This window comes from Pseudomonas sp. lyk4-TYG-107, assembly GCF_030209055.1.
Taxonomy (GTDB): Bacteria; Pseudomonadota; Gammaproteobacteria; order Pseudomonadales; family Pseudomonadaceae; genus Aquipseudomonas; species Aquipseudomonas putida_A.
Genome location: NZ_JARVST010000006.1, coordinates 71,102 through 94,809, shown reverse-complemented (window position 1 = coordinate 94,809; position 23,708 = coordinate 71,102). Strand labels below are relative to the sequence as shown.

At 60.3% G+C, this 23,708-nt stretch carries 21 protein-coding genes and 1 pseudogene; 13 read left to right on the top strand and 9 right to left on the bottom strand.

Annotation, left to right across the window (positions count from 1 at the left end):
* The first annotated feature begins 117 nt into the window (after positions 1–117).
* The 3 genes from rph (at position 118) to gltS (ending at position 2,836) form a co-directional block, all read left to right on the top strand.
* Positions 118–840: a ribonuclease PH gene (rph, locus tag QRN61_RS06200; protein WP_027610407.1), complete on the top strand. Its 723-nt coding sequence runs from the start codon at positions 118–120 to the stop codon at positions 838–840.
* A 29-nt stretch (positions 841–869) separates the two neighbouring features.
* Entirely contained in the window at positions 870–1,238 is a 369-nt protein-coding gene (locus QRN61_RS06195; protein WP_003229492.1) for a DUF4870 domain-containing protein, read from the top strand.
* Positions 1,239–1,627: 389 nt separating this feature from the next.
* Complete coding sequence (gltS, locus tag QRN61_RS06190) at positions 1,628–2,836, top strand: sodium/glutamate symporter (RefSeq protein WP_285373424.1); 1,209 nt, start codon at positions 1,628–1,630, stop codon at positions 2,834–2,836.
* Between the two features lie 78 nt (positions 2,837–2,914).
* Here the strand turns inward: gltS and crc are convergent, their stop codons facing one another.
* Positions 2,915–3,694 (bottom strand): catabolite repression control protein Crc, encoded by a 780-nt coding sequence (gene crc / locus QRN61_RS06185; RefSeq protein WP_003229491.1) that lies wholly within the window; start codon positions 3,692–3,694, stop codon positions 2,915–2,917.
* A gap of 81 nt (positions 3,695–3,775) precedes the next feature.
* Here crc and pyrE point away from each other — a divergent pair, with 81 nt between their 5' ends.
* On the top strand, positions 3,776–4,420 hold the full coding sequence (gene pyrE / locus QRN61_RS06180; RefSeq protein WP_011336558.1) for an orotate phosphoribosyltransferase: 645 nt from the start codon (positions 3,776–3,778) through the stop codon (positions 4,418–4,420).
* A 165-nt stretch (positions 4,421–4,585) separates the two neighbouring features.
* Here the strand turns inward: pyrE and argB are convergent, their stop codons facing one another.
* The 4 genes and pseudogenes from argB to coaBC form a co-directional block, all read right to left on the bottom strand.
* Positions 4,586–5,491 carry an acetylglutamate kinase gene (gene argB / locus QRN61_RS06175; protein ID WP_285373423.1) on the bottom strand — a complete coding sequence of 302 codons (906 nt, stop codon included), beginning with the start codon at positions 5,489–5,491 and terminating at the stop codon, positions 4,586–4,588.
* A 17-nt stretch (positions 5,492–5,508) separates the two neighbouring features.
* Positions 5,509–6,885 (bottom strand): annotated as a pseudogene (locus tag QRN61_RS06170) (phosphomannomutase/phosphoglucomutase); the annotation flags it as partial.
* A gap of 328 nt (positions 6,886–7,213) precedes the next feature.
* Complete coding sequence (gene dut / locus QRN61_RS06165) at positions 7,214–7,669, bottom strand: dUTP diphosphatase (RefSeq protein ID WP_123585864.1); 456 nt, start codon at positions 7,667–7,669, stop codon at positions 7,214–7,216.
* Between the two features lie 5 nt (positions 7,670–7,674).
* Entirely contained in the window at positions 7,675–8,883 is a 1,209-nt protein-coding gene (coaBC, locus tag QRN61_RS06160; protein ID WP_285373422.1) for a bifunctional phosphopantothenoylcysteine decarboxylase/phosphopantothenate--cysteine ligase CoaBC, read from the bottom strand.
* Between the two features lie 136 nt (positions 8,884–9,019).
* Here coaBC and radC point away from each other — a divergent pair, with 136 nt between their 5' ends.
* Positions 9,020–9,694 (top strand): RadC family protein, encoded by a 675-nt coding sequence (gene radC / locus QRN61_RS06155; RefSeq protein ID WP_098966267.1) that lies wholly within the window; start codon positions 9,020–9,022, stop codon positions 9,692–9,694.
* 134 nt (positions 9,695–9,828) lie between these two features.
* Here the strand turns inward: radC and QRN61_RS06150 are convergent, their stop codons facing one another.
* Positions 9,829–11,415: an ABC transporter substrate-binding protein gene (locus QRN61_RS06150; protein ID WP_285373421.1), complete on the bottom strand. Its 1,587-nt coding sequence runs from the start codon at positions 11,413–11,415 to the stop codon at positions 9,829–9,831.
* A gap of 445 nt (positions 11,416–11,860) precedes the next feature.
* On the opposite strand from QRN61_RS06150, the gene rpmB reads away from it, so the two are divergent.
* Positions 11,861–12,094 (top strand): 50S ribosomal protein L28, encoded by a 234-nt coding sequence (gene rpmB / locus QRN61_RS06145; protein WP_003229474.1) that lies wholly within the window; start codon positions 11,861–11,863, stop codon positions 12,092–12,094.
* A gap of 11 nt (positions 12,095–12,105) precedes the next feature.
* Complete coding sequence (gene rpmG / locus QRN61_RS06140; RefSeq protein WP_003177274.1) at positions 12,106–12,261, top strand: 50S ribosomal protein L33; 156 nt, start codon at positions 12,106–12,108, stop codon at positions 12,259–12,261.
* A gap of 180 nt (positions 12,262–12,441) precedes the next feature.
* Here rpmG and QRN61_RS06135 read toward each other — a convergent pair whose 3' ends face one another.
* The gene (locus QRN61_RS06135; RefSeq protein WP_097089496.1) at positions 12,442–12,804 is read right to left on the bottom strand and encodes a cupin domain-containing protein; all 363 of its coding nucleotides are present in this window, start codon (positions 12,802–12,804) and stop codon (positions 12,442–12,444) included.
* 234 nt (positions 12,805–13,038) lie between these two features.
* On the opposite strand from QRN61_RS06135, the gene QRN61_RS06130 reads away from it, so the two are divergent.
* Together QRN61_RS06130 and QRN61_RS06125 are read left to right on the top strand one after the other, a co-directional pair.
* Positions 13,039–14,532 (top strand): aldehyde dehydrogenase, encoded by a 1,494-nt coding sequence (locus QRN61_RS06130; protein ID WP_285373420.1) that lies wholly within the window; start codon positions 13,039–13,041, stop codon positions 14,530–14,532.
* Positions 14,533–14,718: 186 nt separating this feature from the next.
* Positions 14,719–15,864, top strand: a complete 1,146-nt coding sequence (locus tag QRN61_RS06125) for an MFS transporter (RefSeq protein WP_285373419.1) — start codon at positions 14,719–14,721, stop codon at positions 15,862–15,864.
* A 32-nt stretch (positions 15,865–15,896) separates the two neighbouring features.
* Here QRN61_RS06125 and QRN61_RS06120 read toward each other — a convergent pair whose 3' ends face one another.
* On the bottom strand, positions 15,897–17,447 hold the full coding sequence (locus QRN61_RS06120; RefSeq protein ID WP_219737985.1) for a phospholipase D family protein: 1,551 nt from the start codon (positions 17,445–17,447) through the stop codon (positions 15,897–15,899).
* A gap of 312 nt (positions 17,448–17,759) precedes the next feature.
* On the opposite strand from QRN61_RS06120, the gene QRN61_RS06115 reads away from it, so the two are divergent.
* From QRN61_RS06115 to QRN61_RS06100, 4 genes are all read left to right on the top strand, one after another.
* Complete coding sequence (locus QRN61_RS06115) at positions 17,760–18,410, top strand: DUF1120 domain-containing protein (RefSeq protein WP_027610418.1); 651 nt, start codon at positions 17,760–17,762, stop codon at positions 18,408–18,410.
* Positions 18,411–18,497: 87 nt separating this feature from the next.
* Complete coding sequence (locus tag QRN61_RS06110; RefSeq protein WP_247267202.1) at positions 18,498–19,211, top strand: fimbria/pilus chaperone family protein; 714 nt, start codon at positions 18,498–18,500, stop codon at positions 19,209–19,211.
* Complete coding sequence (locus tag QRN61_RS06105) at positions 19,211–21,640, top strand: fimbria/pilus outer membrane usher protein (protein WP_285373418.1); 2,430 nt, start codon at positions 19,211–19,213, stop codon at positions 21,638–21,640. Before QRN61_RS06110 ends, QRN61_RS06105 begins: the two co-directional genes overlap by 1 nt.
* Positions 21,637–22,167 carry a DUF1120 domain-containing protein gene (locus QRN61_RS06100; protein WP_115988629.1) on the top strand — a complete coding sequence of 177 codons (531 nt, stop codon included), beginning with the start codon at positions 21,637–21,639 and terminating at the stop codon, positions 22,165–22,167. The genes QRN61_RS06105 and QRN61_RS06100 overlap by 4 nt, the downstream gene beginning before the upstream one ends.
* Here QRN61_RS06100 and QRN61_RS06095 read toward each other — a convergent pair whose 3' ends face one another.
* Positions 22,168–23,586: an aminotransferase-like domain-containing protein gene (locus QRN61_RS06095; RefSeq protein ID WP_097089506.1), complete on the bottom strand. Its 1,419-nt coding sequence runs from the start codon at positions 23,584–23,586 to the stop codon at positions 22,168–22,170.
* Between the last annotated feature and the right edge of the window lie 122 nt (positions 23,587–23,708).

Below are 23,708 nucleotides of genomic sequence, written 5' to 3'. Positions count from 1 at the left end.
CGGTTATGCGTGTTTCAGGGCCCTGGGTCGACGGTTGGAATTTTTAACCCGTGCCCAGGCGCGGTGCAGCGCTCTATAATGCTCGGCAGTTTTCCGTCCCCAGTACAGGTATTCCCTATGAAACGTCCAAGTGGTCGCGCTGCCGATCAGCTTCGCTCGATCCGCATTACCCGCAACTACACCAAACACGCCGAGGGATCCGTACTGGTCGAATTCGGTGATACCAAGGTCATCTGCACCGTCAGCGTCGAAAACGGCGTGCCGCGTTTCCTCAAAGGCCAGGGCCAGGGCTGGTTGACCGCCGAGTACGGCATGCTGCCGCGCGCCACTGGCGAGCGTAACCAGCGTGAAGCGAGCCGTGGCAAGCAGGGCGGCCGCACCCTGGAAATCCAGCGCCTGATCGGTCGTTCCCTGCGCGCTGCGCTGGACATGTCCAAGCTGGGCGACGTCACCCTGTACGTCGACTGCGACGTGATCCAGGCTGACGGCGGCACCCGCACCGCGTCCATCACCGGCGCGATGGTGGCACTGGTCGATGCGTTGAAAGTGATCAAGAAGCGCGGCGGCCTGAAAGGCGGCGACCCGCTCAAGCAAATGATCGGCGCCGTGTCGGTCGGTATGTATCAGGGCGAGCCGGTGCTGGATCTGGACTATCTTGAAGATTCCGCCGCCGAGACCGACCTCAACGTGGTGATGACCAGCACCGGTGGCTTCATCGAAGTCCAGGGCACCGCCGAAGGCGCGCCGTTCCAGCCTGAAGATCTGAACGCCATGCTGGAACTGGCGAAGAAAGGCATGAACGAAATCTTCGAACTGCAAAAGGCTGCACTGGCCGACTGAGCAGGTTCGCAACCCGCAAGGAGGACGTGATGAGTGATGAGCAAGAGTTGCTGCCCAAGCCGAGCCAGGAGGTTCGCCAATGGGCGATGTTTTGTCACTTGTCCGCCTTGCTGGGGATCTGGATTCCGTTCGGCAACCTGATCGGGCCGCTGATCCTGTGGCAGATGAAGCGCGAAACCGATCCGTTCATTGACGCTCAGGGCAAGGAAGCGCTGAATTTTCAGATCACCGTGGCGATTGCCGCCGCGATCTGTCTGCTGCTGATGGTGTTGATCATCGGCTTCTTCTTGCTGGGCCTGCTGGCCATCGGCGCATTGGTGCTGACGATCATTGCTGGGGTGAAGGCGAACGAAGGCTTTCCCTACCGTTATCCATTCACTTGGCGACTGATCAAATAAAGATCAATGCAAAGCCTCCGTGTCTCGCAAAGTTTTAATTTAAATGCCCTGACTTGTCAGGGCATTTGTGTTTTTGCAACTCGAATAATTACTCTTTCGTGTAGGAGCAGTTCTATCTGCGACAAGCGGTAGTGGATATTTTTTATATATCTAACGCCTACACTTTTAGTCACAACTGCAATGCTTTAACGCAATCTCAGTCCTTGGCAACAGGACTTGTCGATTGTTAAGGTTGCTCCGCGCAACATTGCTTCAGAAATATCTCGATATATTCAAGCCATCAAAGGCCCTTGAATTCCACATCAATCAGTGTTGAGACAATCAGCCGATTCAATAGGCGTGCGCGGGTAAAAGTGCGCCTGATGAATAAATAGCCAAGAATATCCCCAATGATCCAGCTCGATTTTTATGGAACGCTCGTGGCCGCCTCTCTGGTGCTATTACTGGGGCGTGGACTTATTGCACGAGTCGGATTCCTGCGTAATTACAATATTCCTGAACCCGTCGCCGGTGGACTGGTGGTTGCGCTGGGTTTATTGATATTGCGAACTTTTGATATAGAAATCAGATTCGATACTTCACTGCAGACGCCGTTGATGTTGGCGTTCTTTGCCACAATCGGTTTGAGCGCAGACTTTGCCAACCTGAAAAAGGGTGGTCGCGTAGTCGGCATATTTCTACTGGCGGTTACCGGGCTTCTGGTGGTTCAGAACGCTTTGGGCATTGGCCTTGCCAAAACGTTGGGTCTTGATCCGTTGATGGGGCTCCTGACGGGTTCGATCACGCTTGCGGGCGGTCACGGTACGGGGGCGGCGTGGGGCACGGTATTCAGTGAAAAGTACGGCCTTGCTTCGGCCTCCGAGCTTGCAATCGCCTCGGCAACCTTCGGCTTGGTCCTGGGCGGTTTGATAGGTGGGCCTGTGGCCCGCCTGCTCATCAAGCGCGTTGAGGTGCCCGGTTGCCAGTTTCAAGAAACGCCACGGATGCCAAAGGGTTTTGAGCAGCCGAACAAAGAGCGCTCGATTACGCCCTTTTCGTTTATCGAGACACTGGCATTGATTGCGGTCAGTTTATTGGCTGGCAATCTTCTGAATGGCTTTCTGCACGGAACCGCATTCGAGTTGCCAACGTTTGTCTGCGTTTTGTTTGTGGGGGTGATGCTACGTAACGGGCTATCGGCGCTGGGCCTGTATCAGGTATTCGAGCGTGAAGTGTCGGTGCTGGGCAATGTCAGCCTGTCGCTGTTTCTGGCAATTGCCTTGATGTCTCTCAAGCTCTGGGATCTGGCAGCGTTGGCACTGCCGATATTCATCATCCTGGCTGCGCAAACGTTGGTCATGGCGCTGTTTGCGATTTTTGTGACATTCAGAGTGATGGGCAGTAACTACGACGCGGCGGTCCTGGCGGCGGGGCATTGCGGTTTTGGCCTGGGCGCAACGCCAACCGCCATTGCCAACATGCAGGCGGTGACGCAGCGTTTCGGGCCTTCGCAGATTGCGTTTCTGGTGGTGCCGATGGTCGGTGCATTCTTCATCGACATCATCAACGTGATCGTCATCAAGCTTTACCTGGCCTTGCCGTTATTTGTCGCCGTCTGAGGTCAGGACGGCTTCAGGCGCGGCATAAAAAATGCCCGTATCTCGCGATACGGGCATTTTTTAACGACGGATCGACGCTTATATGGTCAGCGTCCAGTCGTAGTCGACGATCAGCGGCGCGTGCTGCGAGAACCGTGGCTGACGTGGCAGGCGTGCGCTGCGTACGAAACGGCGCAAGCCCGGGGTCAGCAGCTGGTAGTCGAAGCGCCAGCCCAGATTGAGCATCTCGGCCTGCTCGTTGTCCGGCCACCAGCTGTATTGGTCGCCTTCGCGGCTGACTTCGCGCAGGGCATCGACGTAGCCCATGTTGCCGACAATCTCGTCCATCCAGGCGCGTTCTGGCGCCAGGAAGCCCGGGGATTGCTGGCTGTCGCGCCAGTTCTTGATGTCGAGCTTCTGCTGCGCAACGTACAGCGAGCCACAATAAATGTACTCGCGACGTTTACGCCGCTGTTTGTCCAGGTACTTGCCGAAGTCGTCCATGAGCTTGAACTTCTGGTTCAAGTCCTCATCGCCGTTCATCCCCGAAGGAAGCAGCAAGGTGGCAATACTGACTTTGTCGAAATCTGCTTGCAGGTAGCGCCCGTAGCGGTCGGCCGTCTCGAAACCGAGACCGCTGATGACAGCCTTCGGTTGCAACCGCGAATACAAAGCCACGCCACCTTGGGCAGGGACTTCAGCATCGCAGGCATAAAGGAAGTAGCCATCCAGTTGGAAGGCTGGGTCATCCAGTTCAAAGGCGGAGGCACGGGTGTCCTGCAGGCAGATGACGTCGGCATTCTGTGCTTGCAGCCAACTGAGCAAACCACGCTCGACTGCAGCCTGAATACCATTGACGTTCACACTGATGATCCGCATAAATGGCCCCAAAAATCGCGTGCGTGTATGATACACGGCGTCAAGCTAATTAGCTAAATCCGTGGTATTTGGGGTTTTTTCATGCAAGCGTATCAGCGCGATTTCATTCGTTTTGCCATCGATCGCGGCGTTTTGCGCTTCGGTGAGTTCACCCTGAAGTCCGGGCGCACCAGTCCTTACTTCTTCAATGCCGGCCTGTTCAACTCGGGTTCGGCCCTGGCGCAGCTGGGGCGTTTCTACGCGGCAGCCATCGCCGAAAGCGGCATTCCTTTCGACGTATTGTTTGGCCCGGCCTACAAAGGCATCCCGCTGGCAGCCACCACCGCTGTCGCGTTGGCCGAACACCACAACCGTGACCTGCCATGGTGCTTCAACCGCAAGGAAGCCAAGGCCCACGGCGAAGGCGGCAGCCTGGTCGGCGCGCCGCTGACCGGTGACGTGCTGATCATCGACGACGTGATCACTGCCGGCACCGCGATCCGCGAAGTGATGCAGATCATCGCGTCTCAGGACGGCGCCAAAGCGGCCGGCGTGCTGATCGCCCTGAACCGTCAGGAGCGTGGCAACGGCGAATTGTCGGCAATCCAGGAAGTCGAGCGTGACTTCGGTATTCCGGTGATCAGCATCGTTTCGCTGAACCAGGTGCTGGAATTCCTCGCCGACGACCCGCAGCTCAAGCAGCATTTGCCAGCCGTGGAAGCGTATCGCGCCCAGTTCGGCGTCTGACGCGCTGCCCTTGTAGGAGTTGCCGAAGGCTGCGATCTTTTGATCTTGTTTTTTGAAAGCAAAACATCAAAAGATCGCAGCCTGCGGCAGCTCCTACAGGGGTTGCAGGCAAAAAAAGACCCCGCTCAGTCAGGCTGAGCGGGGTCTTTTCGTTTCCGCGACGGCTTACGGACGCTTGCGATTGCTGATCAGCGTGCCCACACCAGTGTCGGTGAAGATTTCCAGCAGGATCGCGTTCGGTACGCGACCGTCGATGATCAGCGAGCTGCCAACACCGCCCTGAACCGCTTCCAGTGCGCAACGGATCTTCGGCAGCATGCCGCCGTAGATGGTGCCGTCGGCGATCAGGTCGTCGACCTGCTGGGTGCTCAGGCCGGTCAACACGGTGCCGGACTTGTCCATCAGGCCGGCGATGTTGGTCAGCAGCATCAGCTTCTCGGCTTTCAGCGCTTCGGCGACTTTACCGGCCACCAGGTCGGCGTTGATGTTGTACGACTCGCCGTTCTCACCCACGCCGATTGGCGCGATCACCGGGATGAAGTTGCCTTTGACCAGCAGGTTCAGCAACTCGGTGTTGATCCCGACCACTTCGCCCACATGACCGATGTCGATGATTTCCGGCTGGGTCATCTCCGGGGTCTGGCGGGTGACGGTCAGTTTCTTCGCACGAATCAGCCCGGCGTCTTTACCGGTCAGGCCGATGGCGCTGCCGCCGTGACGGTTGATCAGGTTGACGATGCTTTTGTTGACCTGACCGCCGAGGACCATTTCCACCACGTCCATGGTCGCGGCGTCGGTGACGCGCATGCCATCGACGAAGTGGCTTTCGATCGACAGGCGCTTGAGCAGATCACCGATCTGCGGGCCGCCGCCGTGAACCACCACCGGGTTGATGCCCACGGCTTTCATCAAGACGATGTCGCGGGCGAAGCCGGTTTTCAGCTCCTCGCTTTCCATCGCGTTGCCGCCGTATTTGATCACCAGGGTCTTGCCGACATAACGTCGGATGTAAGGCAACGCTTCGGACAGAACCTGGGCGGTGTGGGCGGCGGCTTCGCGTTCGAGGGTCATTCAGGGCTCCGGGTGAATCAGAACGGTAGTTGGAGATCAGGTGCAACGCGTTTCAGTTGGGCGTGGAACACGTCCTTGATGCGCTGCAATTCAGCCTCGTCATCGGCCTCGAAGCGCAGCACCAGCACCGGAGTGGTGTTGGAGGCGCGTACCAGGCCCCAGCCTTTGGCGTAATCGACCCGCACGCCGTCGATGGTGGTCAGGTCGGCGCCTGGGCCCCACTGTGCGTCGTGCAGTGCATCAATGATGCTGAATTTGCTCTCTTCGGTCACATGGATATTGATTTCCGGCGTAGAAATATCGTTCGGGAAGGTCGCAAACAGCTCTTCGGCGGTGGATTTTTCCTTGCTGAGGATCTCCAGCAGCCGTGCGGCGCTGTAGATACCGTCGTCGAAACCGAACCAGCGTTCCTTGAAGAAGATGTGCCCGCTCATCTCACCGGCCAATAGAGCACCGGATTGTTTCATTTTCTTTTTGATCAACGAATGGCCAGTCTTCCACATTAGCGGGCGACCGCCGTATTCCTTGATCAGCGGCACCAGGCGGCGGGTGCATTTGACGTCGAAGATGATTTCCGCGTCCGGATTGCGCGCCACCACGTCGCGGGCGAACAGCATCAGCAGGCGGTCCGGGTAGACGATGCTGCCGGTGTTGGTCACCACGCCGACGCGGTCGCCATCGCCGTCGAAGGCCAGACCGAGGTCGGCATTGGTTTCCTTGACCTTGGCGATCAGGTCGACGAGGTTCTCGGGCTTGCCCGGATCCGGGTGGTGGTTGGGGAAGTTGCCGTCGACTTCGCAGAACAGCGGGATGACTTCGCAGTTCAGCGCTTCGATCAGTTGCGGGGCAATCACGCCGGCCGCGCCGTTGCCGCAGTCGACCACGACTTTCAGACGTCGGGCCAGTTTGACGTCCTGGACGATTTCGGTGGTGTAGCGGTCGAGGATTTCGACCTGGGTCACGCTGCCCTGACCGCTGGTCAGGTCATTGGTCTTGATGCGCTCGTGCAGCACCTGGATCTGCTCGTTGGCGAGGGTGTCGCCGGCGATCACGATCTTGAAGCCGTTGTAGTTCGACGGGTTATGGCTGCCGGTGAGCATCACCCCAGACTTGCCGGCCAATACGTTCGCCGCGTAATACAGCGCAGGCGTCGGGACCAGGCCGACGTCGCTGACGTGGCAGCCGCTCTCGGCGATACCGCGGATCAGTTCTGCAACCAGCTCCGGGCCGGACAGGCGACCGTCGCGACCGACGGAAACATTCGGTTCACCTTGGGCCAGGCTCTGTGAGCCGATGGCGCGGCCGATCCAGTAAGCGGTTTCGGCATTGAGGAATTCCGGCACGGTGCCGCGAATGTCATAGGCGCGGAAGATGCTGTCGGGAAGCTTCGGGGCGATCTTGGCGGGGGTGCTCATCTGCACAAATGCTCCATCTCGAAAGTGGCGGGACACACCGACGATTCACTCGGCGGCAGGCTCAAACTGAAGGGTATGACGGCGTTTTCCGCAGAGAGTTCGTGGTGTGAAAGGGCCATGACGCCTCGTCTGGCGTGGCCTGCGGCCGGCAAAACCTTGATTTTCGGTGCTAAAACCTGCTGCCGAAAAAGCACAAATTTTGTGGTGAGGGGATTTATCCCCGATTGCTGCGCAGCAGATCCAAAAGCCTTGGGGCCGCTTCGCGGCCCATCGGGATAAATCCCCTCGCCACAATAATATTTCAGGGTTATTTAGTGCCGGTATGGCCAAATCCGCCCGCGCCGCGTTCGGTTTCGACGAACTCTTCAACCATTTCGAAATGCGCCTGCACCACCGGCACCAATACCAGCTGCGCCAAACGCTCGCCGACGGTCATGGTGAAGTCGCTCTGACCACGGTTCCAGCACGACACCATCAGCGGGCCTTGATAATCCGAGTCGATCAGGCCGACGAGGTTGCCGAGCACGATGCCGTGCTTATGGCCCATGCCCGAGCGCGGCAGGATCAGCGCGGCGAGGTTCGGGTCGCCTATGTAGACCGACAGACCGGTAGGGATCAGCACGGTTTCACCCGGCTTGATCACGATGTCCTGTTCCAGCATGGCGCGCAGGTCGAGGCCGGCGGAGCCTGGGGTGGCGTATTGCGGCAGCGGGAATTCGCTACCGATGCGTGGGTCGAGGATCTTGGCTTGCAAAGCGTGCATGTAAATTAAACCTGGTTCAGACGTTCGGCGATAAAAGTGACCAGTTGGCGAGCGATCTTGCTCTTGCTGGTCTGGGCGAAAACAGTGGCATGAAGCTCACGGTCGATCACGCTGCAGGCGTTTTCTTCGCTGTTGAAACCGATGCTCGGGTTGGCGACGTCGTTGGCGACGATCAGGTCGAGATTCTTGTCTTTCAGCTTGCGTGCAGCGTAGTCGAGCAGGTGTTCGGTCTCGGCGGCGAAGCCGACACTGAACGGGCGGTCGGGGCGGGTCGCGATGGTGGCCAGGATGTCCGGGTTACGCACCATTTGCAGGACGAAGCCGTCGCCGCTTGTAGGGTCTTTCTTGAGTTTTTGCGGGGCAACGACTTCCGGACGGTAGTCCGCCACCGCTGCCGAGGCGATGAACACATCACACGGGATGGCCGATTCGCACGCTGCAAGCATGTCGCGGGCACTGACCACATCGATGCGCGTGACGCGATCCGGCGTCGGCAGGTGCACCGGGCCACTGATCAGGGTCACGCGGGCGCCGGCTTCCACCGCGGCTTCGGCCAGAGCGAAGCCCATTTTCCCGGAGCTGTGGTTGGTGATGTAGCGCACCGGGTCGATGTTTTCCTGGGTCGGACCGGCGGTGATCACCACATGCTTGCCGGTCAGCGCTTGGCGCTGGAAGCAATCCGCCGCGCACTGCGCCAGATCGGTGGCTTCCATCATCCGGCCCATGCCGACGTCGCCGCAGGCCTGGCTGCCAGAGGCCGGGCCGAAAGTCTTCAGGCCGCGACTTTCAAGGAGTTGCAGGTTGGCTTGGGTTGCCGGATCGCGCCACATCGCCTGATTCATTGCTGGCACGACGGCCACCACGGCGTCGGTGGCCAGCACCAGGGTGGTCAGCAGATCGTTGGCGATGCCTTGGGCCAAACGGGCGATCAGGTCGGCGGTGGCCGGGGCGATCAACACCAGATCGGCCCACTTGGCCAGCTCGATATGACCCATGGCCGCTTCGGCGGCCGGGTCGAGCAAGTCGAGGTGAACCGGGTGCCCGGACAGGGCCTGCATGGTCAGCGGGGTGATGAACTCGGCGCCGCCATGGGTCATGACCACACGCACTTCGGCGCCCTGGTCGATCAGGCGACGAACCAGATCGGCGCTCTTGTAGGCCGCAATGCCGCCGCCGACGCCCAGAACGATGCGTTTCCGATACAGCCGCTGCATAGGTCTGCCTTTACATTTCGTGGGTGACATACGTGGCGAAACCCCCTCCCCAGGGTGAATTCGCCCGCAAAAAAGATGGGCTACGATATCACAGCGACCGCTACGGAACAGCGGTGCCCACAGACAAGGAAGGTGTATGAGTATTCGCGATTGGCCGGCGGCGGAGCGGCCGCGGGAGAAGCTGCTTGAACAGGGCTCGGGAAGTCTTTCGGACGCCGAGTTGCTGGCGATTTTTCTTCGAACCGGGGTCACGGGAAAAAGCGCGGTGGATCTGGCGCGACACCTGTTGACGCAATTCGGCAGCCTGCGCGCGTTGCTGGAGGCCGATCTTGCGGCGTTCAGCGGACAGTTGGGATTGGGGCCTGCGAAATTCGCGCAGTTGCAGGCGGTGCTGGAAATGGGGCGGCGACACCTGGCCGAGCGCATGCGTAAAAAACCGGCGCTGGAGAATCCGCAGGCAGTTCGGGACTATCTGAAATCCATGCTGCGCCACGAGCCACACGAGGTGTTTGGCTGCCTGTTTCTCGATTCCAAGCATCAGGTGTTGACGTTCGAGGCGCTGTTTCGCGGCTCGATCGATAACACCAGCGTGCATCCCCGGGAAGTGGTGAAACGCTCATTGGCCAACAACGCGGCGGCGGTGATTCTCTGCCATAACCACCCGTCGGGGAACAGCGATCCGAGCCAGGCGGACCGCCAACTGACCAAGCGCTTGCAGAAGGCTCTGGACCTGATTGATGTACGGGTGCTGGATCACTTCATCATTGGCGACGGCGAGCCGCTGTCGATGGCGGAATGTGGCTGGATGTAGCTTTCAACAGCAAACACCAACCCCTGTGGGAGCGGGCTTGCTCGCGAAGGCGATGTGTCAGTCAATAAGAGTTTGGCTGATCCGACGCCTTCGCGAGCAAGCCCGCTCCCACAGGTGAATTGTGTTGTGACGGGTTATTTCAGGTTGACCTTGGAGTAGTCCTGCCGCCCGAACGGGCTCACCGAGTAACCCTGCACATCCTTGCGCGTCAGCGCATAAGCGGTCGGGTGTGCCAGCGGCAACCACAGCGCCTGCTGCTGAATCTGCGCCTGCGCCTGTTCGTACAGTTTGGTGCGTACGCCTTGCTCACTGGTGGTCTTGCCGGCGCTGATCAGCTTGTCCAGGTCGGCATTGCAGTAGCGGGCGAAGTTGGTGCCGGACTTGACCGCCGCGCAGGAAAACTGCGGCGTGAGGAAGTTGTCCGGGTCGCCGTTGTCGCCGGCCCAGCCCATGAACAGCAGGTCATGCTCGCCAGCCTTGGCGCGGCGAATCAGTTCGCCCCACTCGATCACGCGGATTTCCGCCTGAATGCCGATTTCCGCCAGATCCGATTGCAGCAATTGCGCACCCAGACTCGGATTCGGGTTGAGCAGGCTGCCGGACGGACGCGTCCAGATGGTGGTCTGAAAGCCGTCCTTGAGTCCGGCCTTGGCCAGCAACGCCTTGGCTTTGGCCAAGTCGTGCGGGTAGCCCGGCAGGTTCTTCGCGTAGCTCCAGGTGTTCGGCGGGTAAGGGCCGTTGGCCGGCTCTGCGGTGTCTTCGAACACGGCCTTGACGTAGTTGGCCTTGTCGAAGGCGAGGTTGATCGCCTGGCGCACTTCCGGCTTGTCCAGCGGTGGATGCTGGCTGTTGATGCCAACGAAAGCGGTCATGAAGGCGTCAGTCTTTTCTACTTTCAGGGTCGGCTCTTCCTGTGCAGCCTTCACGTCCAGCGGTTTTGGCGACAGGGCGATCTGGCACTCGTTACGCCGCAGCTTTTGCAGGCGCACGTTGGCGTCCGGGGTGATGGCGAAGATCAGCGGGTCGACCGCCGGCTTGCCGCCGAAATAGTCCGAGTTGGCCTTGTAGCGCACAGAGGCGTCTTTCTGGAAGCGCGTGAACACGAACGGACCGGTGCCGATCGGCTGGCTGTTGAGCTTGTCGGTGGCGTCGGCCTTGAGCAGCTTGTCGGCGTATTCGGCGGAATAGATGGAGGCGAAGCCCATGCTCAGGGTCGCGAGGAACGTCGAGTCCGGGTGGTCGAGGGTAAAGCGCACGGTCAGCGGGTCAAGCGCGTCGATCTTCTTGATCAGCGCCGGCAACTGCATGGACTGGGCGTGCGGGAAGCCGCTTTGCGCCACTTTGTGCCATGGGTTGGCTGGATCGAGCATGCGGTCGAAGCTGAATTTGACGTCTTCGGCGCTCAGGGTACGGGTCGGCTTGAAATAGTCAGTGCTATGAAACTTCACCTGCGGGTGCAGCTTGAACACATAAGTCAGGCCGTCGGTGCTGACTTCCCAGCTGTCGGCCAGGCTCGGCACGACTTTGCCGCTGGCGGTGTCGAAGTCGACCAGGCGATTCATCAGCACATCGGCCGAGGCATTGGTGGTGGTCAGCGAGTTGTATTGCACCACGTCGAACCCTTCAGGGCTGGCCTCGGTGCACACGCTCAGGGCGGCAGCCTGGGCCAGGGGGCTCAGCAGAAGCGGGGCGAGCAACAGGGGTAGGGCAGCGAGGCGCATGGTCGGCTTCCTTTACAGATCGAAGGCCATCTGCAGGTGCAGTCTGGAAAAGGGTTACCCTAGAGGGCTGGATTGCAAATGACTATCCCCTTTTTGCATTTTTGGGGCAGCCCAGTGACGTTTTTCAGACCACGGTGCACGAGGAAAAGTCGAAAACGTCTGTTAGAGCGGTTTTCTGCGACGAGTGGTCAAAACTCGCCTCAGCCTTTATCCAAAGCGTCTGCAGGCGGAAAATGCGCCTTTTTACCGGTCGATTGCACATCCATTGTTGTTGCACCCCGGTCTTTCTGGTATAAAGCAGCGCTCTTTTCTAGGGGCCCGGTTCCTTCACTGTAGGTGTAGCCGGTAAGACCTCTAAAGAAACGCGGCGCCTGGCGCCAAATGACTGAGAGATTAAGCGGCCAACCCATGCCGGGTTGGGCATGTGGTTTTAGAGGGCTGAGGCATGTCGAGAGTATGTCAAGTTACCGGTAAGGGTCCGGTAACCGGGAATAACATTTCCCACGCAAACAACAAAACCCGTCGTCGTTTCCTGCCGAACCTGCAGCATCACCGCTTCTGGGTTGAAGAAGAGAAACGTTTTGTGCGTCTGCGCGTATCTGCCAAAGGCATGCGCATCATCGACAAGCGTGGCATCAGTGTCGTGCTCGCCGAACTTCGCCGCGATGGCAAGATTTAAGGGAGCTAATCATGCGTGAATTGATTCGTTTGATCTCGAGCGCCGGTACTGGTCACTTCTACACTACCGACAAGAACAAGCGTACTACCCCGGACAAAATCGAGATCAAGAAATATGATCCGGTTGTTCGCAAGCACGTGATCTACAAGGAAGGCAAAATCAAGTAATTGATTTTTCCCGACTTACGAAAAAGGCCCGTATCGTGAGATGCGGGCCTTTTTTGTTGCCTTGAGTTTTGTGCGGACTGTTGCGACGCTTTCGCGAGCAGGCTCGCTCCCACAATGGAATGCGGTCGAATGTGGGAGCGAGCCTGCTCGCGAAGGGGGCCGGTAATATCAGCGAAAGACTCAGGCCTTCTGTTCAAAGATCACATAGATCTTGCGGCAAGCCTCCAGCACTTCCCAGGTACCACGGAAGCCGGCCGGAATCACAAAGCGGTCGCCAACACGCAAGGTCTTGGCATTGCCATCGCTGTCACGCAGCACCGAAACCCCTTGCAGGATTTCGCAGTATTCATGCTCGGTGTAGTTCACCGTCCACTGCCCGACCGCACCTTCCCACACGCCAACACCCATTTGCCCACAAGGGCTGTCGTACTGATTGAACACCGCTTGCTCTGGGTCGCCCTTGAGCACTTTGGCCGGGTCCGGGCGATAGCGTTCGGCTTCGCTGCTGGTCAGGCTGATATCGACGACGTTCTGGATGTTCATTGTTGTTTTCTCCCGTGATGACGGCGCGGTGGCTTGAAAGGGCCAAAGTCTATGTTTATTAAAATGAACACCGCAAGGGCGTATGGCGCGCTTATGTCAAATATATTGAAACAACCCCGGCCGCTGGTTTAGGGTGGCGGGTGCCTTGGGCCGAAAAGCAGGCTGGCCGGGCAGCATTCCTGAAGACGACCGCGAAGAACGCGGCGCTCTATTCAACAAGAGGAGGACACTCGAATGACCACCCTGACTCGTGCCGATTGGGAACAACGTGCTCGCGACCTGAAGATCGAAGGCCGCGCCTACCTCAACGGTGAATACACCGACGCCGTCTCCGGCGAAACCTTCGAGTGCATCAGCCCGGTCGATGGCCGTCTGCTGGGCAAGATCGCCAGCTGTGACGCCGCCGACGCCCAACGCGCCGTGGAAAACGCCCGCGCCACCTTCAATTCCGGCGTGTGGTCGCGCCTGGCGCCGACCAAACGCAAAGCCACCATGATTCGTTTCGCCAGCTTGCTCAAGCAGCACGCTGAAGAGCTGGCGCTGCTCGAAACCCTCGATATGGGCAAACCGATCAGCGATTCGCTGTACATCGACGTACCGGGCGCGGCGCAAGCGCTGAGCTGGAGCGGTGAGGCGATCGACAAGATCTACGACGAAGTCGCCGCCACGCCGCACGATCAACTGGGTCTGGTGACCCGCGAGCCGGTGGGCGTTGTCGGCGCCATCGTGCCGTGGAACTTCCCGCTGATGATGGCCTGCTGGAAACTCGGCCCGGCGCTGTCGACCGGTAACTCGGTGATCCTCAAGCCGTCGGAAAAATCCCCGCTGACCGCCATCCGCATCGCTGCGCTTGCGGTTGAGGCCGGCATTCCGAAAGGCGTGCTCAACGTGCTGCCGGGCTACGGCCACACCGTTGGCAAGGCGCTGGCCCTGCACAATGACGTCGACACGCTGGTGTTCACCGGTTCGACCAAGATTGCCAAGCAGCTGATGATCTACTCCGGCGAATCGAACATGAAGCGCGTGTGGCTGGAAGCTGGTGGCAAGAGCCCGAATATCGTCTTCGCCGATGCGCCGGACCTGCAAGCCGCTGCCGAATCCGCCGCCAGCGCCATCGCCTTCAACCAGGGCGAAGTCTGCACCGCCGGTTCGCGTCTGCTGGTCGAACGCTCGATCAAGGACAAATTCCTGCCGATGGTGATCGAGGCGCTGAAAGCCTGGAAGCCGGGCAATCCGCTGGACCCGGCAACCAATGTCGGTGCGCTGGTCGATACCCAGCAGATGAACACCGTGCTGTCGTACATCGAATCCGGTCACACCGACGGCGCCAAACTGGTGGCGGGCGGCAAGCGCATCCTCCAGGAAACCGGTGGCACTTACGTCGAGCCGACGATTTTCGACGGTGTGAGCAACGCGATGAAGATCGCTCAGGAAGAGATTTTCGGCCCGGTGCTGTCGGTCATCGCCTTCGATACCGCCGAAGAAGCGATCCAGATCGCCAACGACACGCCGTACGGCCTGGCCGCTGCGATATGGACTCAGGACATCTCCAAGGCGCACCTGACTGCCAAAGCACTGCGCGCCGGCAGCGTGTGGGTCAACCAGTACGACGGCGGCGACATGACCGCACCGTTCGGCGGCTTCAAGCAGTCGGGCAACGGTCGCGACAAGTCGCTGCACGCGTTCGACAAATACACCGAGCTGAAGGCGACGTGGATCAAGCTGTAAGCCGTTAGCGGGAGCCTGATTCGTTCAGGCTCCCGAACTTACGGAGATCCCCTGTGGGAGCGGGCTTGCTCGCGAAAGCGGTGTATCAGTCAGCACATCTGCTGAATGTGAAATCGTTTTCGCGAGCAAGCCCGCTCCCACAGTGATTTTGTGGCGCACATAAGAATATCCACAGGAGCGTGGACCATGCGTTGGGCGACGTATTTCGCCGTGTTGGCGTCTGTCTTGAGTGTCGGCCTGGCCCTGGGGGTCAGCATGCCGCTGGTGTCGTTGCGTCTGGAGAGCTGGGGTTACGGCTCTTTCGCCATCGGCGTGATGGCGGCGATGCCGGCGATTGGCGTATTGCTGGGCGCGAAGATTTCCAGTCATCTGGCGGCACGTTTCGGCACCGCGAACCTCATGCGTCTTTGCCTGTGGGCCGGGGCGTTGTCGATCGGCTTGCTCGCGCTGTTGCCGAGTTATCCGGTCTGGCTGGTGCTGCGCCTGATGATCGGGGTGATCCTGACCATCGTATTCATCCTCGGCGAGAGCTGGATCAATCAACTGGTCGTCGAACACTGGCGCGGGCGGCTGGTCGCTCTGTATGGCAGCAGTTATGCATTGAGCCAACTGTCTGGTCCATTGCTTCTGGGGGCGCTGGGCACTGAGCATGATTACGGGTTCTGGGTCGGTGTCGGGCTGCTGACAGTCTCGCCATTGCTGTTGATGGGTCGCAGTGGTGCGCCGAGCAGTGAATCCAGCAGCGTTACGTTCAGCGATCTGTGGGGGTTTGCCCGGGAGCTGCCGGCGATTGCCTGGGCGGTGTCACTGTTCGCCGCGTTCGAAGCGATGATCCTCACGCTGTTGCCGGTGTATTGCCTGCAACAGGGCTTCACCGCCGAGATTGCGTTGGCGATGGTCAGCACGGTGGTGGTCGGCGATGCGCTGTTGCAACTGCCGATCGGCGCGCTGGCGGATTACCTGTCGCGGCGCACGTTGTTCGCCGGTTGCGCAGTGATCCTGATGCTGTCGAGTCTGGCGATTCCGCTGTTGATCGACACGCTGTTGATCTGGCCGTTGTGGGTGTTGTTCGGGGCCAGTGCCGGTGGCCTGTTCACCTTGTCACTGATTCTGATCGGCGAGCGTTATCGCGACGATGCGCTGGTGCGGGCCAATGCGCACATTGCGCAGCTGTGGGGTGTCGGCTGTCTGATCGGGCCGTTGCTGGCGGGGGCGGGCAGTCAGTGGATCAGCGGGCATGCGTTGCCGTTGTTGATGGCGGCGGGGGCGTTTGGATTGGTGATTCTACTGATGCGTCAGGGGGCATTCGGCACCGAACCACAGACTGCTTGAATACTTCCCTGTGGGAGCGCATACAAATGCGATTACAACATCCGCTCAAGACCGACAGTGGTGCTGAACCACGCGTTGAAGCGCCGCCACCAACTCCCCGGTTCCTTGCTCAGCGTGTGCATTTGGCCGTTGTCCTCGGTCACCCAGACGATCTCGCCATCCTGCAGTTTCGCCTGATAACTCAGGGCCGGCGCCATGCCTTGCAGCGCCAGTTCGCGCACGTGTTCGGCCAGTTCCGGGCTGTCCACCAGAACCCCGACTTCGGTGTTCCACAGCACTGAGCGCGGATCGAAGTTGAACGAGCCGATGAACGCTTTCTGCCGATCGAAAATCATCGCCTTGCTGTGCAGGCTGGAATCCGAACCACGGAAAGACTTGCTGTAAAACAAGTGCGGGCCACTGCCATAGTTATCCCCAGGCTGACGGCGCAGCTCATACAGTTTTACCCCGTGCTCCAGCAGCGCCTTGCGATACGGTGCGTAACCGCCGTGCACCGCCGGCACATCGGTGGCTTCCAGCGAGTTGGTCAGCAGGCTCACCGAGACCCCGGCGTCGGCGCGCCCGGTCAGGTACACCAGCCCCGGCTGGCCGGGCACGAAGTACGCCGAGATCATGATCAGCTCTTTGCTGACGCCGCGCAGTTCCGGCGCCAGTTGCGTGGTCAGCAGCAGTTGCGGGTCCGGTTCGTCCTTGGCCAGCACTTTGCTCGGCGCGTCCCACAGCGCCTGGTTCCAGGCCCAGATCAGTTCCTTGCGCCAGATGTCCATGCGTGGCGCGGTCTTGAACGTCATCAGCTGTTGATACAGCGCGTGGTTCTGTTTGCGGGTTTCATCCAGCGATTCTTCCAGGCGCGTGCGGGTGTTTTGCAGGTCTTTGATGCTTGGTTTGCTGGAGAGGAATTCGTCGATCGGCTTGCTCAGCGCGCTGTTCCAGTACTGGTCGAAACTGTGCCCGAGCTGCTCTGCCACCGGGCCGACGCTGAGCATGTCGATGTCGGTGAAATTCAGGTTTGGCTCGGCATCGAAATATTCGTCGCCCAGATTGCGCCCGCCAACGATGGCCACGCTGTTGTCCGCCAGGAACAGTTTGTTGTGCATGCGCCGGTGTTGCAGCGACAGGTTGAACAAGCGTCCGGCGGCGCGGGTCACGCCGGTGCTGCGGCCCAGGTGCAGCGGATTGAACAGGCGGATCTGGATCTGTGGATGCGCCGCCAGCGTGGCGATGATCGTGTCGAGGCCGTCGCTGGTGGTGTCGTCGAGCAGGATGCGTACGCGCACGCCGCGGTCGGCGGCCTTGAGCAGTTCCTCCACCAGCATCCGCGTGCTGACGCCGTCATGGACGATGTAGTACTGCAAGTCGAGGCTGGTTTGCGCATTGCGAATCAGCTCGGCGCGGGCGGTGAAGGCTTCTGTGCTGTTGGACAGCAAGCGGAAGCCGGAACGGCCCTGCCAGGGCGCTGCCTGGGTCTGAATCGAGCGACCGAATGCGGAGCCCGCGGCCGGCAACGCCTGGCTGGGTTCGCGCGGCGCATCGAGGGTGGCGCAACCACTGGCCAACGAACACAACACACAGACAGCGAGCAATTTTTTTCCGGGTTGCACGTTGGTTTCTCGGCTGGAGGCAGGGGGTGACGGAGTATGGCACGCAGAGGATTTCCAAGACCGTTTCCGGCGGATCCTCGCCACACTGTGTAAACAATTAGTCGTTCAAAAGTAGGAATGAGTTCGCCTGTGGTTTTGGACTATTTGCTTTGTTGTTTTTTCAGCTCTTGGTCGGTGCCTATTCCTACATACGAATCCTGCAAAAAACGAAATCATCGCCCCGGTGTTCAGCGTCTTGTGAAGGCAATGCGCTCAACAACTGCCATTGATCAATAACCGATGAAGTAGGGACTGATGAAAAAAACAACATGGATGGTAGCCGTCGCGGCTGCAGTATTACCCACCCTGGTGGTCGCCGAGAGCGTAGACCTGAGTGTGGTCGGAACCATTATTCCGACGTCGTGCATCCCCGCATTTGCCGGTGGCGGCACGGTAGATTTGCGCAAGATATCCGCAGCTACCCTGAACAAGACCACGCAGACGCTGCTGCCGACCCACGACATTTCGCTGCACATCAACTGTGATGCAGAGGCATCGGTCGAGGTGTCGGTCAGAGACAATCGTACAGCCACCAAATTGCCGGGCATCAACGATGGTGCCGGTAATAACGATCCGGCTTTGTTCTACGGCCTGGGTGAAATCAACGGCATCCGTATCGGCGGATTTGCGCTGCGTCACGGTCGTCCGGAAGCCGACGGTGCGCCGCAGACTCTGATGACACGCACTCTGGCAGCACCGGCGTGGCAACTGCCTGCTTCGCCGCTGGTGGGCAATGCCCCGGCGCTCTACTCATGGGGTCCCGGCGTGGCAGCTGGCCCGGTCGCGGCCCGTCACCACGGGTTTCCGATGAGCCTGTTGCCGATCATCGGCCCGAGCAACGCGCTGCCGATCACCAGCGAGATCCCGCTCGATGGCTCGGTGACCTTCGAGATGTTCTACCTCTGATCGTCAGAACCCGGCCATTACCGGGTTCTTTCAGGTTCATTCAGCGCGCCCTTTGCCGGGTGCGCTGCCCCCTGCGGAGCAATACCGATGCCGATTTCAATGTGCCGCCCAGGCTTGCGGGCGTTGCCACTGTGCCTGCTCGTCTTGATTTTGATGCCCGGGGTTCACGCTGCCGGAATGGTGCCGCAAACCCCTGTGCTGGTGGTGGATGAGGGTGTCGGTGAAGCGACGATGAATGTGCGAAACACCGAAACGCGTCCGGCCCTGCTGCACACCACGGTCGAAAATATCGAGCCGCACGATCAACAGCTGTTGCTGTTCAGTCCGCCGATTGCCCGTGTCGAGCCTGGTGCGGTGCAGCAGGTACGGTTCATGTTGCAGAGCGCCGAACCATTGCAGACCGAGCGTCTGAAACGGGTGATTTTTGAGGGGATCAATCCTGTGGCGGGTGTCGACGGTGCCCGGGTCAATCTGGGGGTTCGGCAAAACCTGCCGGTGATCCTGCGCCCTGCCGGTCTGCCAGTGGAGCGCGAGCCATGGAAACGCCTGAGCTGGTCAGCCACGGCTGAAGGTTTGCTGGTCAGTAATCCCAGTCCTTACGTGGTGCGCCTGGCCAAAGCGATTGTTCCGCTGCCGGGCACGCAGGCGGTGGATCTGCCGCGTACCTGGATCCTGCCAGGGGAGCGCCTGTCTGTCGGGTCGCCGTTGAACGTGACAGTGCGAACCATGGCAGTGCGGATCTTTCCGGCGACCACATATGGCTTTGCGGTCGATCACTTTGATGCCCCGGTTACGCACTGATGCGCGCGTGTGCCCGTCAGGGACTGGCACTGCTGATGGCGAATGCGATCGGCATGACGATGGCCAGTGAAGGGGTGGAATTCGATGCGCAGGTGCTTCGCGAGCGCGGGCTCGACCCCGCATTGGCTGAGTACTTTCGCCAGGCACCGCGTTTCTCCCAAGGCACATGGCTGGTCGCGCTTGAGGTCAATGGACAGCCACGGGGGCGGGTGTTCGTGGCATTCAATGAACAGGGCGAGCCGTGCCTGCAACCGGCCTTGCTCAAGGCTGCTGGTGTGCGCGCGCAAGCGGCTTTGCCCCCCGTTCAACCGCAGCAGTGCCTGACGCTGGGCGAAGGTCTGCCAGCGGCAACCATTGCATTGCATCCCGGCAAGGAACAGATCGACCTGCTGCTGCCGACCGAGCTGTTGGCGTTGCCGGAATTCCAGCCACGCAGCTTCGCCAATGGCGGAGTGGGCGGCGTGTTCAACTACGATGCGTTGGTCATGGGCAGCCAGCACGAGGGGCAACGTAGCGATTTTCGCAGGCTGGGTTCGGAGTTCGGCCTGAATGCCGGCAACTGGGTCTTGCGCAGTCGCCAGTCCTATACGCAATTGCCCGGCAGCACGCGTTTCGAGCATCTGTATGCCTACGGCACGCGCACCCTGGAAGACTACGAAGCCAACGTGCAGATCGGCCAGTTGAACCTGCAGTCGCCATTGTTCGCCGGCGAATCTTTCAACGGAGTGCAGATTCTGCCGGAAGGTGCGTTCGCGCAAATGCGCGCGGCACAGGAGGGTGCACGTGGCGAGGTCGAGGGCATTGCCTGGTCGCCATCGCGAATCGAAGTCCGGCAGAACGGCGTGCTGATCTACACCACGCTGGTTCCCGGCGGCCCCTTCACCTTGCGCGCGCTGCCGTTGTTGAGCAACCAGCTCGACCTCGAAGTCAGCGTGCACGAGCAGGAAGGGCAAGTGCGGCGTTTTCGCGTCCCGGCAGCCAGCCTGCAGGATCCACAATCCGATCGCGCCGACGGCTTCAATCTGGCGCTTGGCACGGTGCGACGCCAGGGTTCGGATGGTCGTCAGGCGCCGTCATTTGCCACCCTTGGCCGAGAGTGGAGTCTGTCACGAGCGTTGCGCGTGAGCGGCGGGCTCCTCGGTGGGGCGGATTATCTGTCGGCAGGCTGGGGGCTGCAGCGTCAATGGCCGGGTAATCTGAGCACCGGTGTGCGCCAGGTGCTGTCCAGCGATCGAGACACAGGCATTGCAGGTCATGAGGTACAAATGACCGTCAGTGCCGTGTTGTCGCCGAATCTGTCCACCAGTGTGGTTGCGGTGCACCGTGGCAAGGGCTTTCGCAGCCTGTCGGACACCGGCTGGAGCCAGCAGCAGGGACGGGCCGATGCCCCCGGGCGAGATCACTGGACATTTTCGCTCAACGGTACTGTCGAGCGCTGGGGGGCATTCGGCATGACCTGGTCGCGCTACACCAGCGAGGGCGAGCCACCCAACATGCGCCTGGGATTGTCCTGGTCGCAGACACTGCCCGCGCGCATCAGCCTGTCGTTGAGTCTGGAGCGGGGGATCGGCGATGCCGACGCGAGGCAGCGGGGTACCTCGGTCTATCTGACGGCCGGGATGCCATTGGGCGATCAGCGCAGGGCTCGCAGTTACCTGCGCAGCGATCCACGATCCGGGATGCGCCGTGGCGTGTCGATGAGTGAAGTGCTCAGTGAAACCCTGGCCTATAGCGCCAGTGCCGAACAGCGTGAAGCTGCGGCGCCATCGCTGGGTTTGCGGGTCAACGCACTGGCGCATTACACCAGTCTGGATCTGGGCCTGAACCAGCGAGCCGGGGCAAGCGAATTCGACCTGGGGCTGCGCGGCGGCATGGCGTTGCATCGCGACGGTGTGACGCTGTCGCCGTATCCGCTGCGCGAGACCTTTGCCGTGCTCAAGGCTGGCGACCGTGCGGGTCTGAAGCTGTACACGCCGCAAGGCCCGGTGTGGACGGATGGATTGGGCCGGGCGGTGGTGGCGAGTTTGCCGGCCTATTCCACAGCCCGGCTGGAAGTCGATCCGTTGAGTTTGCCGCGCAACGTCGAGGTGCTCGACGGTTATCAGGAGGTCGAGGCCGGGCGTGGCTCGGTTCAGCATATGGATTTTTCCATCACCCGCGTGCGGCGTGTGCTGTTGAAGGCCAGGACGCTTGACCGGCAATGGCTGCCCAGTGGCCTCGCCGTACAGAACGGGCAAGGCGAATACGTGACCACGGTGCTTGAGGCCGGGGCGATCTTTCTACCGGACATCAAACCCGGTCAGTCGCTGCGGGTGCAACTGTCGGATAGCGCGCACTGCGACCTGCAATTCAATCTGGCTGAAGCGCCGGACGAGCAAGCATTGATCGAGCCCGTCGACGCGCTCTGTCAGCCTTTGAACCTTACATGACCGAGTTATTGCGCATGCATCGATGGATTGTCCTGATCACGCTGGCATCGTTGGCATCGACCTCGGTCATGGCCAGCGAGGCCTGTCAGATGACACTCTCACCGAGCGCTGTGGACTATGGCGTTTCGACGCGGGCGGAGCTGCTCGCCCGGCCATCGGGCAATGACGGCAGTTTTGGTGTGCGCACGGTTCAGCTACGGATTCAATGTCCGGCTGCGCGCGCGATCAGGTGGTACTTTGCTGCCCCGAGCAGCGATGCGCTGCATTACCGCTGGGCACCGGGACGGTTGCAGATACGCATTGTGGCGGCGCGTCTGGATGGCGCGCCGGTGCAATGGCAGCGCGATGATGGCGAGGCGGGCCTGTTGCAGCCTGGCGATCGCATTACCGCCTGGCGCTCTGGCAGCCTCGCCGCCGGGCGCCATCTGGAGGTGGAGCTGGAAATCGAAGCGCGCGTCAGTAATGCCTCAAGTCGTGTCGCCGACCTTCAGCGATTTGAGGGATTCGGTACGTTTCAGCTGGAATGATCAGGCTTCGGCCAGCAGTTTGATCGCCGCCGCGCCAACCTTGCGAACCGCCTCTTCGATCTGTGGTGTCGGTTTCGCCGCGTAGTTCATCCGCAGACAATTGCGGTACTTGCCCGAGGCGGAAAAGATGCTGCCGACGGCAATCTGCACGCCTTGGTCATGCAGCGCGCGATTGAGTTTCAGCGTATCGAAACCCTCCGGCAATTCGACCCATAACATGAAGCTGCCCTGTGGGCGGCTGGCGCGGGTGCCGGCCGGAAAGTAGCGGGTAACCCAGTCGATCATCGCGTCACGATTGCGTTGGTATTGGCTGCGCATCCGCCGCAAGTGCGGTTCGAAATGGCCGCCCTTGAGAAATTCGGCGATGGCGATCTGCGGCTGCGGTGCGGTGGAACCGGTGCTGATGTATTTCATGTGCAGCACCCGTTCCAGATAACGGCCCGGCGCGACCCAACCGATGCGCAGGCCCGGGGCCAGGGTCTTGGAAAACGAACTGCACAGCAATACGCGGCCATCTTCGTCGAAGGACTTGATCGTGCGTGGACGCGGGTAGGTGTAGGCCAGTTCGCCATACACGTCGTCCTCGATGATCGCCACGTCGAAACGCTGCGCCAGCGTCAGCAACGCGCGTTTGCGCGACTCCGGCATGATGTAGCCGAGCGGGTTGTTGCAGTTGGGGGTGATCTGGATGACCTTGATCGGCCACTGCTCCAGCGCCAGTTCCAGCGCTTCGAGGCTGATGCCGGTCAGCGGATCGGTGGGGATTTCCAGGGCTTTCATGCCCAGCCCTTTGAGCGTTTGCATGGCGCCGTGAAAGCTTGGCGAATCCACCGCGACGATGTCTCCCGGCTCGCAGATCGCGTGGATGCTGGTGGACAGCGCTTCGTGGCAACCGGTGGTGATCACCAGGTCGCTGGCGCTCAACTGACAGCCGGAATCGAGCATCAGTCGGGCGATCTGCTCGCGCAGTTCGAGGGTGCCGTGGATGTTGTCGTAATACAGACCGGGCATGTCCTGGCGGCGGCTGATCCGCGCCAGTCCGCGCAACAGCGGTTTCATCGTTGGCGTGGTCACGTCGGGCATGCCGCGACCCAGTTGCACCACGTCCTTGCGCGGCACCGCGCGAATCAGCTCCAGCACCTGATCCCACTGCGAAATCTCCACCGGCCGCTGCGCCGGGCGCCCGACCGCGGGCAGTTCCGGCAGCTCGCGACCCACCGGCACGAAGTAGCCGGACTTGGGTTTCGGTGTCGCCAGACCGCTGTCCTCAAGCATGCGATAGGCCTGCTGCACCGTGCTGAGGCTGACCCCGTGTTCTACGCTCAAGGCGCGCACCGAAGGCAGGCGATCGCCAGGACGGTAGAAGCCTTGTTCGATGCGGGTGCCGAGCAGTTCGGCGAGGTTCACATACAGGGTCATGGCACTGCCTCGATGCAGGTGATTCGTTAAACCAGTACAGATGCAGCAAAAATCGGTAATTCAGTCTCAGGAATGGCAAATCTGTATGGAATTAATACAGATGTGTTGAATCTGTAATGCTT